The organism is Streptomyces sp. NPDC051907 (assembly GCF_040681075.1).
Lineage (GTDB): Bacteria > Actinomycetota > Actinomycetes > Streptomycetales > Streptomycetaceae > Streptomyces.
Genome location: NZ_JBFAYB010000096.1, coordinates 1 through 15,580 on the forward strand (window position 1 = coordinate 1; position 15,580 = coordinate 15,580).

The 15,580-nt window shown below is 73.5% G+C and carries 7 protein-coding genes; 5 read left to right on the top strand and 2 right to left on the bottom strand.

Features of this window, described 5'->3' with window-relative positions:
• Positions 1-106: 106 nt before the first annotated feature.
• The 5 genes from AB0M39_RS33825 to AB0M39_RS33845 all read left to right on the top strand — a co-directional run bounded on the left by AB0M39_RS33825 (position 107) and on the right by AB0M39_RS33845 (position 11,873).
• Positions 107-2,224: an NHLP family bacteriocin export ABC transporter peptidase/permease/ATPase subunit gene (locus AB0M39_RS33825; protein ID WP_365370643.1), complete on the top strand. Its 2,118-nt coding sequence runs from the start codon at positions 107-109 to the stop codon at positions 2,222-2,224.
• A gap of 35 nt (positions 2,225-2,259) precedes the next feature.
• The gene (locus AB0M39_RS33830) at positions 2,260-5,232 is read left to right on the top strand and encodes an NHLP bacteriocin export ABC transporter permease/ATPase subunit (protein ID WP_365370597.1); all 2,973 of its coding nucleotides are present in this window, start codon (positions 2,260-2,262) and stop codon (positions 5,230-5,232) included.
• Positions 5,233-5,321: 89 nt separating this feature from the next.
• Positions 5,322-7,868 (top strand): SpoIIE family protein phosphatase, encoded by a 2,547-nt coding sequence (locus AB0M39_RS33835; RefSeq protein WP_365370599.1) that lies wholly within the window; start codon positions 5,322-5,324, stop codon positions 7,866-7,868.
• Entirely contained in the window at positions 7,865-10,270 is a 2,406-nt protein-coding gene (locus AB0M39_RS33840; protein WP_365370601.1) for a SpoIIE family protein phosphatase, read from the top strand. Before AB0M39_RS33835 ends, AB0M39_RS33840 begins: the two co-directional genes overlap by 4 nt.
• A 139-nt stretch (positions 10,271-10,409) precedes the next feature.
• Complete coding sequence (locus tag AB0M39_RS33845; RefSeq protein WP_365370603.1) at positions 10,410-11,873, top strand: AlkA N-terminal domain-containing protein; 1,464 nt, start codon at positions 10,410-10,412, stop codon at positions 11,871-11,873.
• A gap of 42 nt (positions 11,874-11,915) precedes the next feature.
• On the opposite strand, the gene AB0M39_RS33850 is transcribed toward AB0M39_RS33845, so the two are convergent.
• Positions 11,916-12,338: a DUF350 domain-containing protein gene (locus AB0M39_RS33850; RefSeq protein WP_365370605.1), complete on the bottom strand. Its 423-nt coding sequence runs from the start codon at positions 12,336-12,338 to the stop codon at positions 11,916-11,918.
• A gap of 462 nt (positions 12,339-12,800) precedes the next feature.
• A complete protein-coding gene (locus AB0M39_RS33855; protein ID WP_365370607.1) occupies positions 12,801-14,819 on the bottom strand; it encodes an ABC transporter ATP-binding protein in 2,019 nt (672 codons plus the stop codon).
• Positions 14,820-15,580: the final 761 nt, after the last annotated feature.

The window sequence follows — 15,580 nt, forward strand, 5'->3', positions numbered from 1 at the left end:
GCGGGACGGCGGACCCGGCGGCCGGCGACGCGCCCAGCGCGGCCGGCCCCCGCACCCCCCGAAGGCCAAGAAGCGCAAGGCGGTGCGCACGCCCACCGTGCTCCAGATGGAGGCCGTGGAGTGCGGCGCCGCGGCGCTCGCCATGGTGCTCGCCCACCATGGACGCCATGTGCCGCTCGAGGAGCTGCGGATCGCCTGCGGCGTCTCCCGCGACGGCTCGCGCGCCAGCAATCTGCTCAAGGCCGCCCGCAGCTACGGCCTCCAGGCCAAGGGCATGCAGATGGAGGCGACCGCGCTCGCCGAGGTGCAGCCGCCCGCCATCCTGTTCTGGGAGTTCAACCACTACGTCGTCTACGACGGCACGGGCCGCAGGCTGGGCCGACGCGGGATGCACGTCAACGACCCCGACAAGGGCCGCCGGTTCGTCCCCGCCGAGGACTTCGACACCAGCTTCACCGGCGTCGCCCTCGTCTTCGAGCCCACCGCCGCCTTCCGCCGCGGCGGCCGCCGCCCCGGCGTCCTGCGCTCCGTGCCCGCCCGGCTCCGCGGCACCACGGCCACCATGCTGGCCGCGCTGCTCGCCAGCCTGCTGCTCGTGGCCGTCGGCGCGGCGGTGCCCGCGCTCAGCCGTACGTACATCGACATGTTCCTCATCGGGCAGCAGACCTCCCTGCTCGGCCCGCTGTTCGCGTCGATGGCCGCCATGGTCGTGCTCACCGCCGTGCTCACCGGCCTGCAGCAGGCCAACCTGCTGCGCGGGCGCATCATCTCCTCCACGCTGAGCAGCGCCCGCTTCATGCGGCATCTGCTCAGACTGCCCGTCACCTTCTTCGCCCAGCGCAGCCCCGCCGACCTGGTGCAGCGCCTGCAGTCCAACGACGCGGTCGCCGAGACCCTCGCGCGCGACCTCGCCGCCGCGGGCGTGGACGGCGTGGTCGTGATCCTGTACGCCGTGCTCCTGTGGTCGTACGACCCGCAGCTCACCGTCATCGGCGTGCTGATCGCGCTGCTCAACATCGTCGCCATGCGGATCGTGATCCGGCTGCGGGCCACCGACACCCAGAAGCTGCGCGCCGACAGCGCACGGCTGACCAACACCTCGTACAGCGGCCTTCAGCTCATCGAGACGATGAAGGCGACCGGCGGCGAGGCCGGATACTTCCGGCGCTGGGCCGGCCAGCACGCCACCACGCTGGAGGTCCAGCAGCGCCTGGGCGTGCCGAGCGCTGCCCTCGCCGTCGTCGCGCCTGCCCTCGCGACGCTCAACAGCGCGCTGATCCTGTGGATCGGCGGGCTGCGGGCCGTCGAGGGCCATATCTCCATCGGCCTGCTGGTGGCCTTCCAGGCGCTGGTCGCGCGCTTCACCGCGCCCATCACCCGGCTCAACGGAGTGGCGGGCAGGATCCAGGACTTCGCAGCCGACGTGGCCCGTCTCAAGGACGTCGAGAGCTTCCCCGTCGACCCGCTCTACTCCCGCCGGGAGCCGGACGCGAGCACCCGCAGGCTCAAGGGCCATGTGACGCTCGAGAACATCACCTTCGGCTACAGCCCGCTCGACAAGCCGCTTCTGACCGGCTTCTCGCTCTCCGTCGGCCCCGGCCGCCAGGTCGCCCTCGTCGGCGGCTCGGGCAGCGGCAAGTCCACCGTCTCCCGGCTGATCTCCGGCCTGTACAGCCCCTGGGAGGGGACCATCCGCATCGACGGGCAGCGGCTGGAGGACATCTCCCGCAGCGCTCTCGCCGCGTCCGTGTCCTTCGTCGACCAGGACGTCTTCCTCTTCGAGGGCACCGTCCGCGACAACGTGGCGCTGTGGGACCCGTCGATACCGGACGAGGCGGTCGTCGCCGCGCTGAAGGACGCCGCGCTCTACGACGTGATCGCCCGGCGGCCCGACGGCGTCCACAGCCGGGTCGAGCAGGACGGCCGCAACTTCTCCGGCGGGCAGCGCCAGCGCCTCGAGATCGCCCGCGCGCTCGTGCGGCGGCCGAGCATCCTGGTGCTCGACGAGGTGACCAGCGCCCTCGACGCGGAGACCGAGCGGGTCATCATCGACAACCTGCGGCGGCGCGGCTGCGCCTGCGTGGTGATCGCGCACCGGCTGAGCACGGTCCGCGACAGCGACGAGATCGTCGTCCTCGATCATGGCTCGGTCGTCGAACGCGGCAGGCACGAGCAGCTGGTCGCGGCCGGCGGGCCTTACGCCGAGCTGGTCAGGGAGCACTGACATGTCGTACGCCGAGCTGGTCAGGGAGCACTGACATGTCGTCCGCACACCATCCGACCGCCGTCGCAGGAACCGCCGTCGCAGGACCGGGCGAGATCGACCCGGTCGCCTACGCGCTGGGCGGCCTCGGCGCGCCCGTCGACTGCACCGGTCTGCGCCATGTGCCGCTGGAGGGCCCGCAGGTGCTGTGGCTCGTCGTCGGCGGGGCGCTGGACCTGTTCGCCGTGGACGCCGCGCAGGACGGGCACTGGCACTTCCTGGGCCGGCTGGAGGCGGGCGCGCTGCTGCTCGGGCCGGTCCAGGGCCCCCAGCACACCCTGCTCGGCAGGCCCTCGCAGGACTGCCTGCTGCGCCGGATCGAGCTGCGCGAGCTGTACTGGCCGCAGGACGACACCTATGGCGGGCACGGCGGACAGGAGAGCTATAGCGGGCACGGCGGCTACGGCGGGCCGGGCGGCTATGGCGGACACGACGCGTACGGCAATCCGTACAGCGGTCCCCACGCCGGTCCGTACGACCCCGCGTACGCCCCCGGCGCCGAGACGCCCCCCACCCCGCTGGAGCACGCCTTCGCGCTCGGCATCGGGCGCGGTCTCGGCGTGCTGTTCGAGGCGCCGCTGGACGGGCGGCCCGCCGGCGAGGCCATGGCGGACGACGACATCCTCTGGATGCCCGTCCCGTCCGGCAGCGTCCAGTACGGCGCGTCGTTCAGCGCGGAGGCGGCGAGCGATCTGCTGGTGGACGGCGCGCTGTGGCAGAGCATGGTCAACCAGCAGTACCGGCTGCTGTCCGCCGTCGACCACTGGATCGAACGGCTCGAGCGCGCCCACGAGGACCGCACCGCCGCCGGCATCAGGGCGGGCGAGGCCGTGCGGGCCCGTGCGGACGAGGCGCTGGTGGCCTCGATCGGCAGGCCGCGCGCGGGCCGCGCCGGCGCCGACCGGGCCGACGACGACGCGGCCTTCGCCGTCTGCCAGCGCGTCGCACGGGCCGCCGGCATCACCTTGACCGAGCCGTCCAAGAGCGCCCCCGCCGACGACCGCGTCAGCCCGGTCGAACGCATCGCCGTCGCCTCCCGGATCCGCACCCGCGCGGTCAGGCTCGAAGGCCGCTGGTGGCGCACGGACTGCGGCCCGCTGGTCGGCCACCGCGCCAAGTCCGGCGCGCCGGTCGCGCTGTTGTGGCGACGCGGACGGTACGAGGCGGTCAACCCCGTGTCGGGCATGCGGATGCGCATCGGCGAGGACGACGCCGAGGAGTTCGAGGAGCGCGCCGTGATGTTCTACCGGCCGCTTCCGGACAAGCCCATGACGGCCCGGCGGCTCTTCCTCTTCAGCCTCCGCGGCGCCCGTGTGGACGTGCGCAATCTGCTGGTCGCCGGACTGGTGACGGTCGGCCTCGGCGGTCTCGTGCCGATCGCGACCGGAAAGATCCTCGGCGTCTACGTGCCGAACGCCGAGACCGCCCTCATCGTCCAGGTGGCCCTGGCCGTCATGGTCACCAGCGTCGTCTGCGCCGCGTTCATGCTGCTGCAGAACCTCACCATCCTGCGGATGGAAGGCCGTATCGAGAGCGCGCTCCAGCCCGCGGTCTGGGACCGGCTGCTGCGGCTGCCGACGAGGTTCTTCGCCGAGCGCTCCACCGGAGAGCTCGCCAGCGCGGCCATGGGCGTCAGCGCCATCCGCAGAGTGCTCTCCGGAACGGGCCCGGTGCTCGTGCAGGCGACCACGGTCGGCGCGATGAACCTCGCCCTGCTGCTCTGGTACAGCGTGCCGCTGGCGCTCGCGGCGATCGGCATGCTGACCGTCATCGCCGCCGTGTTCCTCGGCATGGGACTGTGGCAGCTGCGCTGGCAGCGGCGGCTGGTCGAGCTCGGCAACAAGCTCAACAACCAGGCGTTCCAGACCCTTCGCGGGCTGCCCAAGCTGCGGGTCGCGGCGGCGGAGAGCTTCGCGTACGCGGCCTGGGCCAGGGAGTTCGCCCGCTCCCGCGAACTCCAGCAGCGCGCGGGGCGCATCAGGAACCTCACGACCGTCCTCGACGCGATCTATCTGCCGCTCTGCTCGCTCATCATGTTCATGCTGCTGGCGGGCCCGGCCAGGGGCAGCATGTCGGCCGCGGACTTCCTGACCTTCAGCACCGCCGTGACCATGCTGCTGACCTCGGTCACCCAGCTCACCGGCGCGCTGGTCTCGGCAGCCGCCGTGATGCCGATGTTCGAGCAGATCAAGCCGGTCCTGGACGAGGCGCCCGAGGTCCGCGGGACGAGCGCCCAGCCCGGCGCGCTGAGCGGCGCGATCGAGGCCAGGAACCTGTCCTTCCGCTACACGGACGACGGCCCGCTGGTCCTTGACGACGTCTCGCTCCAGGTGCAGCCCGGCGAGTTCGTCGCGATCGTCGGGCCCAGCGGCTGCGGCAAGTCCACCCTGCTGCGGCTGCTCATCGGCTTCGACAGGCCCGCCTCGGGCAGCGTGCTCTACGACGGGCAGGACCTGGCAGCCCTCGACCAGGCCGCCGTGCGCCGGCAGTGCGGCGTCGTCCTGCAGAACGCTCAGCCGCTCACCGGATCGATCCTGGACTGCATCTGCGGCGCCGAGCCGTTCACCCAGGAGGAGGTGTGGGAGGCCGCGGAGATGGCGGGCCTGGCCGAGGACGTCCGACGGATGCCGATGGGGCTGCACACCATGATCTCCGGCGGCGGCGCGATCTCCGGCGGACAGCGCCAGCGCCTGATGATCGCCCAGGCCCTCGTCCGGCGGCCCCGCATCCTCTTCTTCGACGAGGCCACCAGCGCGCTCGACAACGAGACGCAGCGGATCGTCATCGAGTCCACCCGCCGGCTCAGCGCCAGCCGCGTGGTGATCGCCCACCGGCTGACGACCGTCATGGACGCCGACCGCGTGATCGTCATGGCGGACGGGCGGGTCGTGGAGACGGGCACGCCCGCGGCGCTGCTCGCCGACCCCGCCGGCCGTCTCCACGAGCTGGTACGACGGCAGATGGCCTGACCCCCGGACGGGAGCGGGCCGGGGGAGGGCCGAGGGAGGGGGCCGGGAGCCGGCCCGGTGAGGGCCGGGCGGCTGGGGAGCGCGCGAAGATGCGCGGGACCGCCGCTGGGGAGCATCCTTGCTGTGTGACCTGGTACGGCGCGACCGGGCACACCTCGCTGACCCCAAGCGCGGCGCTGCCCGGGATGGAGAACAGCGACGGCCGAGTGCCCGACAGACTGGCCCTGCTGCTCGTACAGGCCGCGGTGAACTCGATCGAGGCCGTCGGCGGGTTCGCGGGCGCCGTCTACCTGCGCTCCGGCACACAGGGCCTGCTGCGGCTCGCCGCCCTCGCCGGGCTGCCCGCGAGTCTGTTCCGGCCCTGGTGGCGCATGCATGTGAACCGCCCGTTCCCGATCGCGGAGGCCTACACGGCGGGGCGCGCCGTCCACCTCGGCGACGCCGAGGAGGCCATGCGCCGATTCCCGCAGCTCATGGCCGGGCTTCCGTACCCCTTCGGCTCGCTGTACCAGCCGGTCTCCAGCGGCGGCGAGAAGTTCGGCGTCCTCGTGGCGCTGCGCCCGGCCACCCCCGGCCAGCAGGTCGCCCAGAGCGACCGCCGCCGGCTGGAGACGGCCGCGCAGCGGCTGGCCGCCCACCTGGCCGAGCTGCTGGCGGAGGGCACGGCCGTGGAGTGGGACGGCGAGCCGGTCTCCGTACAGCTGCCGGCCGTCACCACTCCGCCCGTGCAGATCGGGAACTTCGACTGGGACATGGACAGCGGCGCCGTCAGCGCCGACGACGGTCTGTGCGCCATCCTCGGCACCGACGCGGAGTCCTTCCCCGGCACCTTCGACGCCCTCGCCGAGCGCCTCGCCGCCGAGGACGTCTACGGACTGTGGGCCGTGGCCAGCCAGGCGGCCGAGGCGGGCCGGACGGTGGCGCGCAGAATGCGGCTGCGGGGCCCCGACGGCCGCCCGCATCTGCTCGAGCTCGCCGGCCGCGCCCACGCCGACTCCGACGCCGGCCGGCCCGCCCGCCATCTGACCGGCTTCCTCGTCGACCTGGGCACCGGGCCGATCGTCGCCGAGGCGACCGACCGGATCCCGCGCGGCGTCGTGTCGATCGACCGGCTCGGCCGGATCACCTACGTCAACCACAGCGCGGAGACCCTCCTCGGCCTCGCCAGGACCCGCATGACCGGACGCGTCCTGTGGGAGGTCGTGCCCTGGTTCGGGCACCCCGCGTACGAAGACCACTACCGCGCCGCGCTCCTGTCCCGCGACCCCATCCACTTCCTGGCCCGCCGCAACTCCTCCGACTGGCTGTCGGTCTCCCTGTATCCCGGCCACGACGGCATCACCGCCACGCTCTCGGTGGCCGACCCCCCTTCCTACACCCCCGCCTCCGTCGTCAGTCCGGGCGCCGGGCTCGGCTCCCCGGCCGACCGGGCCTCCGCGCTGTACCGCCCGGTCGCCCTGGCCATCGCGCTCACCGAGGCGGTCACCGCGCGCCAGGTCTCCGCCGTCGTCACCGACGAGCTGCTGCCCGCCTTCGGCGGCCGGCAGCTGGCGATCTACCTGCTCAGCGAGAGACACCTCTATCTCGCCTGGGAGACCGGCTTCCCCCAGGGCTTCCTCAACCGCTTCGACGGCGTCGCGCTCGACGTGCGGCTGCCCGGCGTCGAGTGCCTCACCTCGGGGCGCCCGATGTTCTTCGAGTCCATGGAGTCGCTCGCCGCCGCGTACCCCGGCATCCCGCTGGACGCCAACATCGGCGCGCGGGCCTTCCTGCCGCTGATCGCCTCCGGGCGGCCCGTCGGCTCCTGCATCCTCGGCTTCGACCAGCCGCGCGGCTTCAGCCCCGAAGAGCGCACGGTCCTCACCGCGCTCGCCGGACTGATCGCCCAGGCCCTCCAGCGAGCACAGCGGTACGACACCGAGGCCGCCCTCGCCCGCGGCCTCCAGGACGCCCTGCTGCCGCACCGGCTGCCCGTGCACGAGCACCTCGACACGGTGGGCCGGTATCTGGCCGGCTCCCAGGGGATGGAGGTCGGCGGCGACTGGTACGACGTCATCGAGGCCGAGCGGGGACTGGCCCTGGTCATCGGAGACGTCCAGGGACACGGCGTGGCGGCCGCCGCGACGATGGGCCAACTACGCAGCGCCGTAAGGGCGTTCGCGCTCGCCGGGCACGACCCGCGGGCGGTGATGGGCGGCACCAACCGACTCCTCATCGACCTCGATCCAGGCCAGTTCGCCAGCTGCTGCTACATCGGCCTCGACCCGGTGACCGGCGCGGCGAAAGCCGTCCGGGCCGGGCACCCCCAGCCCCTGCTGCGCCACCCCGACGGAACGACCGAAGTACTGGACCTGGCGGGCGGGGTCGTGCTCGGCGTCGACCCCGACGAGACATACCCCATAACCGAGCTGCGGCTCGAGCGGGGCGCGACCCTGGCCATGTTCACCGACGGACTGGTCGAGCAGCCGGGCGTCGACATCGACCTCGGGACGGAGCGGCTGCGCAGCGCGCTCGCCGACAGCGACGCGGTCTCGCTCGCGGACCTGGCGGACCGGCTGATCGGCGAGGCCGGCAAGACCGACCGGCCCGACGACATCGCGCTGCTGCTCGCCACCCGCTGGGCGGAGGACCCATGAGCCGGGTGCAGGCGGCAGCGGACGCCGACTTCCGCGGTCCCCTCGACGTCACCCGGGCGGCGACCGCCGTACTGGACGCTGACGGGACGGTCGTCGGCTGGAGCCCGGCGGCCCAGCGGCTGCTGGGCTACCGGGCCCAGGACGTCCTCGGCCGTCCGATCGCCGCGCTGACCGACGACCACCAGCTGCTCAGCCACGGCGGGCCGGACCCCGCGGTGCTGCGCCTGCGCCACCAGGACGGGCGGACCGTCCGGGTGACCGCGGCGCTGCGCGAGCTGTCCCAGCCGGACGTCGGCCCCGCCCGGCTGCTCGCCGTCGCCGACGCGGAGGAGACCGATCAGTGGGAGGCCCAGCAGTCGATGCTGCGCGGTCTGGCCACCCACTCGCCGGTCGGCCTGGCCATCTACGACACGGACCTGAAGGTGGTGTGGACGAACGCCGCGCTGGACGAGGAGATGGGCCCCACGCAGTACATCGGCGTGGGCCCGGACGAGATGGTGACCCACGGCAAGGTCCTGTCCCCGCAGTACCCCGACACCCTCGAGGAGATGATGCGGCAGGTGCTGGCCACCGGCGAGACCGTCACCGAGCTGCACTACAGCGGCCACCCGCCGGTCGACCCGGAGCGGAACCACGTCTGGTCCTGCTCCTACTACCGGCTCGAGGGCGGCGACGGCGTCACGCTGGGCGTCTGCGAGGAGACCGTCGACATCACCGAGCGCTATCTCGCACAGCAGCGCCTCGACCTGCTGGTGCGCGCCGGCGGACAGGTGGGCACCACCTTGGACATGGCCCGCACCGCGCGGGAGCTCGCCGAGGTCGCCGTGCCGCAGTTCGCCGACGCGGTCACCGTCGATCTGCTCGAGGAGGTGCTGGACGGCGACAAGCCGCCGCCCGGCAACGCGCACGCCAGCCCGATGATCCGGGTGTGGGGCGGACCGGGGAGCGCGGGCCCCGAGGAGCGGCGGCGGATCGACTACCCGCCCCACTCGCCCCAGGCGCGCAGCCTCGCCGCCGACCGGCCCGTGCGGGACGACCGCGAGGGCCCGCCCGCCCGCTCCCGGCTGGTCGTGCCGCTGCGCGTCGAGGGGACCACGATGGGCCTGGTCACCTTCGTGCGCGAGCGCCGCCCCGACCCCTTCGACGACGGCGAGCAGGCCGTGGCCGAGGAGCTGGCCGCGCGGAGCGCCGTGTGCATCGACAACGCCCGGCGCTTCACCCGCGAGCACGCCGCTGCCCTGATGCTCCAGCGCAGCCTGCTGCCCCAGAACCTGCCGCAGCTGACCGCGCTCGACCTCGCCTACCGCTATCTGCCCGCGGACAGCAAGGCCGGCGTCGGCGGCGACTGGTTCGACGCCATCGCCCTGTCCGGCACCCGCGTCGGCCTGGTCGTCGGCGACGTGGTCGGCCACGGTCTGCGCGCCGCCGCCACCATGGGCCGGCTGCGCACCAGCGTCCGCGCGCTGGCGCGGCTCGACCTCGCCCCCGAGGAGCTGCTCGCCCGCCTGGACGACCTGGTGGGCCAGGAGAGCAACGATCAGACGGCCGTACGGATCGAGGGCGAGGACAGTCCCGACGACGAGACCCTGGGCGTGACCTGCCTGTACGCCGTGTACGACCCGGTCACCGGGCTCTGCCGGATGGCGCGCGCCGGCCATCCGCTGCCCGCCGTGGCCGACTCCGCGACCGGCGACGTCACCTTCCCCGACCTCCCCGCCGGCCCGCCGCTCGGCCTGGGCGGACTGCCCTTCGAGAGCACCGAGCTGTATCTGCCCGCGGGGAGCCTGCTCGCCCTGTACACCGACGGCCTGGTCCACAGCCGGGACCGGGACCTCGACGAGGAGCTCGACGGCCTGCGCTCGGTCCTCGCCGGGCACCGCCGCCCGCTGCACGACCTGTGCGACGAGATCGTCTCCGCCCTGCGGCCCCCCGCCGTGGACGACGACGCCGCGCTGCTCCTCGTGCGCACCCGCACCCTCGGCGGCCACCAGGTCGCGGTGTGGGAGCTGGAGGCCAACCCCGAGGTGGTCGGCCGGGCACGCGCCGCGGCCGCCGCCCAGGTCGTCGAATGGGGCCTGGACGACCTCGCGTTCAGCACGGAGCTGGTGGTCAGCGAGCTCGTCACCAACGCGATTCGGTACGCCCCCACCGGGCCCATCCAGATGCGGCTCATCCGCGACCAGACGCTGATCTGCGAGGTCTCCGACACCGGGCACACCTCGCCGAGGATGCGCCACGCGGGCAGCGACGACGAGGGCGGGCGCGGGCTGTTCCTGATCGCGCAGATGAGCCAGCAGTGGGGCACGCGGTACACCCCGACCGGCAAGACGATCTGGGCGGAGCATGCGCTGCCGTCGGCGAAGACCCCGACGACGGCGGGGGAGGACGGGCTGCCTGAGTAGCCCGCCGGCGAGGCCCAAGCCTGGCTCCGCTGCTCCTCCTGGGCGGCCCTCCTCGCCGGGCAGGCCCTGACTTTCCCGGGCCAGCCTCATGTCCGAATTCCGCCAGCCGTATGCCCCCTGGCGTGCCCATACTGGCCCCATGACGATCGAGGACAGCCGCTACGAGGCCGTGACCAGCCGGGACGCCCGGTTCGACGGGGTGTTCTTCTTCGCCGTCTCCACGACCGGCATCTACTGCCGACCGAGCTGCCCCGCCGTCACCCCCAAGCGCCAGAACGTCGCCTTCTACCGGACGGCTGCCGCCGCCCAGGGCGCGGGCTTCCGGGCCTGCCGCCGCTGCCGGCCCGACGCCGTGCCCGGCTCCGCCGAGTGGAACGCCCGCGCCGACGTCGTGGGCCGGGCGATGCGGCTCATCGGCGACGGGGTCGTGGACCGCGAGGGCGTCTCGGGCCTCGCCGACCGGCTCGGCTACAGCGCCCGCCAGGTACAGCGGCAGCTCAACGCCGAGCTCGGCGCGGGACCGATCGCCCTCGCCCGGGCGCAGCGCGGCCACACCGCGCGCGTCCTGCTCCAGACGACCGCGATGCAGGCGGCCGAGATCGCGTTCGCGGCGGGCTTCGCGAGCGTGCGGCAGTTCAACGACACCATCCGGGAGATCTACGCGGCCACCCCCAGCGAGCTCCGCTCGGCCCGCCCCGGCCGCGCCTCCCGCTTCGGCCCGGTCGCCCCCGAGAACGGCGCCGCCGGAGTCCCGCTGCGGCTGGCCTACCGAGGCCCGTACGCGGCCGTCGAGGTCTTCGACTACCTCGCCGCCCGCGCGATCGAGGGCGTCGAGGAGGTCGTCGGCGAACGCGGGGCGCGGCTGTACCGGCGTACCCTGCGGCTGCCGAACGGCACGGGCATCGCCGAGGTCGGCGAGCAGCCGGGCCCCGGGGGATGGCTGGAGTGCCGACTGCACCTGGGCGACCTGCGCGATCTGACGACCGCGGGACAGCGGATGCGGAGGCTGTTCGACCTGGACGCCGATCCCTGCGCGGTGGCCGAACGGCTCGGCGCGGACCCGGCCTTGGCGCCGCTGGTCGCCGCCCGCCCCGGCCTGCGCGCCCCCGGCACGGCCGACCCGCACGAGCTGGCCGTACGCGCCGTGCTCGGCCAGCAGGTGTCGGTGGCCGCCGGGCGGCGGCTCGGCGAGGCACTGGTCGCGGCGTACGGCGAGCCGCTCTGCGAGCCGAGTGGCGGGCTCACCCGTCTCTTCCCGCAGGCCGACGCGCTGGCGGAGGCCGGCCTCGACGAACTCGGCATGCCCGACTCCCGCCGCGCCGCCCTGCGCGGCCTCACGAGAGCGCTCGCCGACGGAAAGCTCGCGCTCGACCCCGGCGCCGACCGGGACGAGACCGAGCTGGAGCTGCTCGCCCTGCCCGGCGTCGGCCCCTGGACCGCCGGCTACATCCGGATGCGCGGCCTCGGCGACCCGGACGTCGCGCTGACGGGGGACGTCGCGGTGCGGGCCGGAATGCGGCGCGCGGGGGCGAGTCCGGCTGGCGCGCCGCAGTGGAGGCCGTGGAGCTCGTACGCCATGCACCACTTCTGGAGCACGCCGTGAGCGACGGCCGGTCCGGCGGGGCGGCCGGGCCGGCCGACGGCGTCAGGCGATGGACGCCGAGATGATCGCGGACACCGCGATATTGCAGGAGGCCGTCACCCACACCGCCGGGTGCGGCTCGGGCTCGACCAGGGTCGCGCCCAGCTTGCCGGGCGTCACCAGGTCCACCACCCAGAACGCCACGGCCATCATCACCAGGCCCAGCAGCCCGAACGCGGCGGTCGACGCCAGGCCCTTGCCGAAGTTCTCGTACGTCGTCCAGATCGAGGTGAAGACGATCCCGCCGATGCCCAGCAGCGCCGAGCTCAGCAGCAGGGCGGCGTTGCGGTTGCGGTCCTCCCAGATCTGGCGGCCGAGCTTGCCGGGGGTGAGGAGGTCGACCAGGACGATGCCGAGGATCAGAAGAACCACACCGAGGGCGCCGTACGCGCCCGCGCGGCCAAGTCCGTTGACTATGTCGCTCATTGAGGGGCCAGTCTCCGTGTCGATGAGATGAAGGTGATGCTGGTCAAGGGCGCGCAAAATGTACCGCACAGTTCTGGCCAGTGGATCACCCGTGTGGGGGCTGGCTGCCGTCGCCGCCCGTCTCGGAGCACGACCGTGCCGAACCAGTGCAGGTCCAGGCACGGGCCGCCGGCCGCACAACCCACGCTGACGAAGAGGCGGTGCGTGCCGACGACGGGCCTCACCGGCACGCCGAGTCCTCGCTTCGGGCATGGCTTGGGGGCATGGCTTCGGGGCATGGCGGACCCGCCCGGACGGCCCGCCTGCGCGCGTGGCATGGCAGGCGGGCCGTCTCCTCACTCGGCACCGCCGCGCCCGCCGACGGTGGTTCGGGCCCGACTCGGCCGGGCGCCCACGCCGTCTGACGGGATGTCCGCGCGGCCGAGTCGGACTCGTCGGACTCAATCGACGACGAGGCGTCGACTACGGGCTCGGGGGCTGACTCCCCTTCGCCAGTCGTCGCGGCGGCCGGGCATCCTCTCCCGCCGCGTCGGGCGAGGCGGCGGGGCGCGGGACGCCGGGGCCGGCGGCCGGGGCGTACTGGGCCGCCTGGGTGTGGAACATCGCGGCGTACTTGCCGTTCGCCCTGATCAGCTCGTCGTGGCTGCCGTGTTCGGCCAGGCGGCCCTCGTTCAGGACGTAGATGGCGTCGGCGTAGCGCACTCCCGACATCCGGTGCGTGACCAGGACGACGGCGCGTTGCGGGCCGGCCAGCCGGCGGATGCGGTCGAACGCCTCGATCTCCGCCTCCGGGTCCAGCGCGGAGGTCGGCTCGTCCACGATCACGACGCTGTCGGCCGGGCAGGTCTCCGTACGCCAGTGGGTGCGGGCCAGGCCGACCTTCTGCCACTCCCCGCCGCTGATCTCCGACGCGCCGCGGAACACCCTGGCCAGCAGCGTCTTCAGCCCGTGCGGCAGCTTCGCGACGAGGGACGAGGCGCCGACGAAGGCGGCCGACGCCTCCAGCTGCTCGGGGGAGGCGGCGTGGTGGGGGCGTCCGATCCGGATGTTCATCGCGGCGGTGACCGGCCAGCGCTCGAAGTCCTGTGTGAGCAGGGTGACCCGTTCGAAGAGCTGGGCGCGGTCCAGACCGGTCAGGTCGGCGTCGCCCCAGCGGACGCTGCCGCTGTGCGGGAGCAGCAGCCCGGCCAGGATCTTCATCAGCGTCGACTTGCCCGAGCCGTTCTCGCCGACCACCGCGATCACGGACCCCATCGGCACCGACAGGGACACCTCGTCCAGCGCGGGCTCGTCCCGGTCGGGGTAGCGGTAGCCCACCTTGTCGAGGACGACCGCGCTCAGACGGTCGGGCACGTTCGCTCCGCCCTGGGGGATGGCGCGTTCGGCCGCCTCGGCGAGGAACCGCTCGTGGTCCATGACGTAGAGGCTCTCCTCGTGCAGCTGGTTGACGTTCATCACCAGCGCGCCCAGGCTGGCCGAGCCCGACCGCACGGCGATCACCGCGGTGCCCGCGACCGCGAGCTCCATGTGGCCGGCGACGATGAGCCAGAGCATCACCCCGTAGGTGCAGGCCATGGCGAGGCCCGACAGGGCGGCGGCCACCAGCTCGGTGATCGCCTTGTCGTCGGCGAGCCGCCGCTGCTCGGCCTCGGCGCTCTCGGCCATGTTGCGGTAGCGGTCCAGCAGGAACGAGCCGACCGCGTGGATCCGCACCTCCTGCGCCGCGGTGCGCTCGGTGAGGAGATCACCGATCAGCCGGCTGGCCCGCATGTGCTCGACCCACGTCATCACCGACACGTACCGCTTCTGCGCCACCCGCATGGCGCCCCACCCGCGCGGGGCGGCGATGAGCAGCAGCATCGGAAGGAGCGTCGGGTGCAGGACGGTGAGGACTCCGGCGGTGGCCACCAGCGCGATCGTGCCGTTGAGCGCGGCGACGCAGGCGCTGATCATGCGGCGGGCGGATGCGGCGCCGTACTGCGCCACATCGATCAGACGCCGGAACTCGGGGTCCTCGATGGCCTCCAGCTCCACCGCCGTGGCCGCCGCGAGGTACTCGGTGGTGGCCATCCGCTCGACGAGCGGCTCCAGTCGTCCGGCCCGGGACGTCGACCAGCCCGCGAACGCGGCGTTGGCCACCGCGACCGCCGCGACGGTGATCACGGCGGGCAGCGCCTCGCGCAGCCGGTCGACGGGCGCGCCGGTCCCGAGTAACGCGTGCATCACCGCGTTGACGGCGAGCAGGCTCACCGCCGCGGCGATCCCCTGGCCGATCTCGCTGATCCCCACGCTCAGCAGCGACGGCCGGTCCGCCCGCCAGGCCCGGCGCAGGGTGCCGAGGACCAGCCGGGGCAGGGCCCGGATCGCTGTGAGCATCGTCAAGTCCAGCCGGGCCCGCTCGTGTTCGGACCAGCCCATGTCGTACCGGAGCGGGCCCCCGAACAGCTCCTCCTCCGCTTGCGAGACCTTGGGCTCGGTCATACGTACTCTCCCGAAGAGCCTCCTCACGCGGCGCCACCCCCGCAGCGGGCCGGGGCGGTGACGCGCGCGTCAACTTGAGGGCTCTGCCGACTGCTGGGGCGTGGGGGGCGGTCGAACACGCGAGGGGCGGCGGCGGGCGTGCGCAAGGGGTTCACGGTGTCTCCTCACAAGACGGCGAACGATGGATGTGTCCAGAGAACGTGCCTGATCAGCTGCTCGTCACGGCGTGGGGCGGACGAATCTTCGATCGAATGTCCGATTACGGCGTGGTGTGCAAGTGCCGTCTTCCCCCCGGGATGTGATGTGGCGTTCGATTCACCCTGGAGGGGTCCCGTCACCCTGACGAGGGATTGCGCGCCCTCCGCTTCGCCCGTCGAGCGCTGCCGGCCGAGGGCGCCCCGTCGCGCGGGAGCACGAGGGTGCGGAAGATGCGGACGGTGTGCCTGGGACGCGGTCCTGCCGTGAGCGAGCAGAGCCCGGCCGAGTCGGCAAGGGGGTCGCCGGGGTGGGAGAGGGCGCATGGTGGTGCGTGCGACCTTGACCTGCCCGCATCGCCCCGGGCGGGTGCTCCTGGCTCTCCTCGCCCTCGCGGAATCCGGCTGCCGTCCCCACCGACCCGACGTGACGGGGCTCTCGGTGCGGTCCGCGCCGGCGTTCCGTACTCTTGTCCCGCCTGTCGGCTGCGACGGCGGGGCGGAAGGCCGATGTCTCCGCACCCACTTGGCGCGCCGTCAGGAGACTCGGCGATCGGCCGGCGCGCG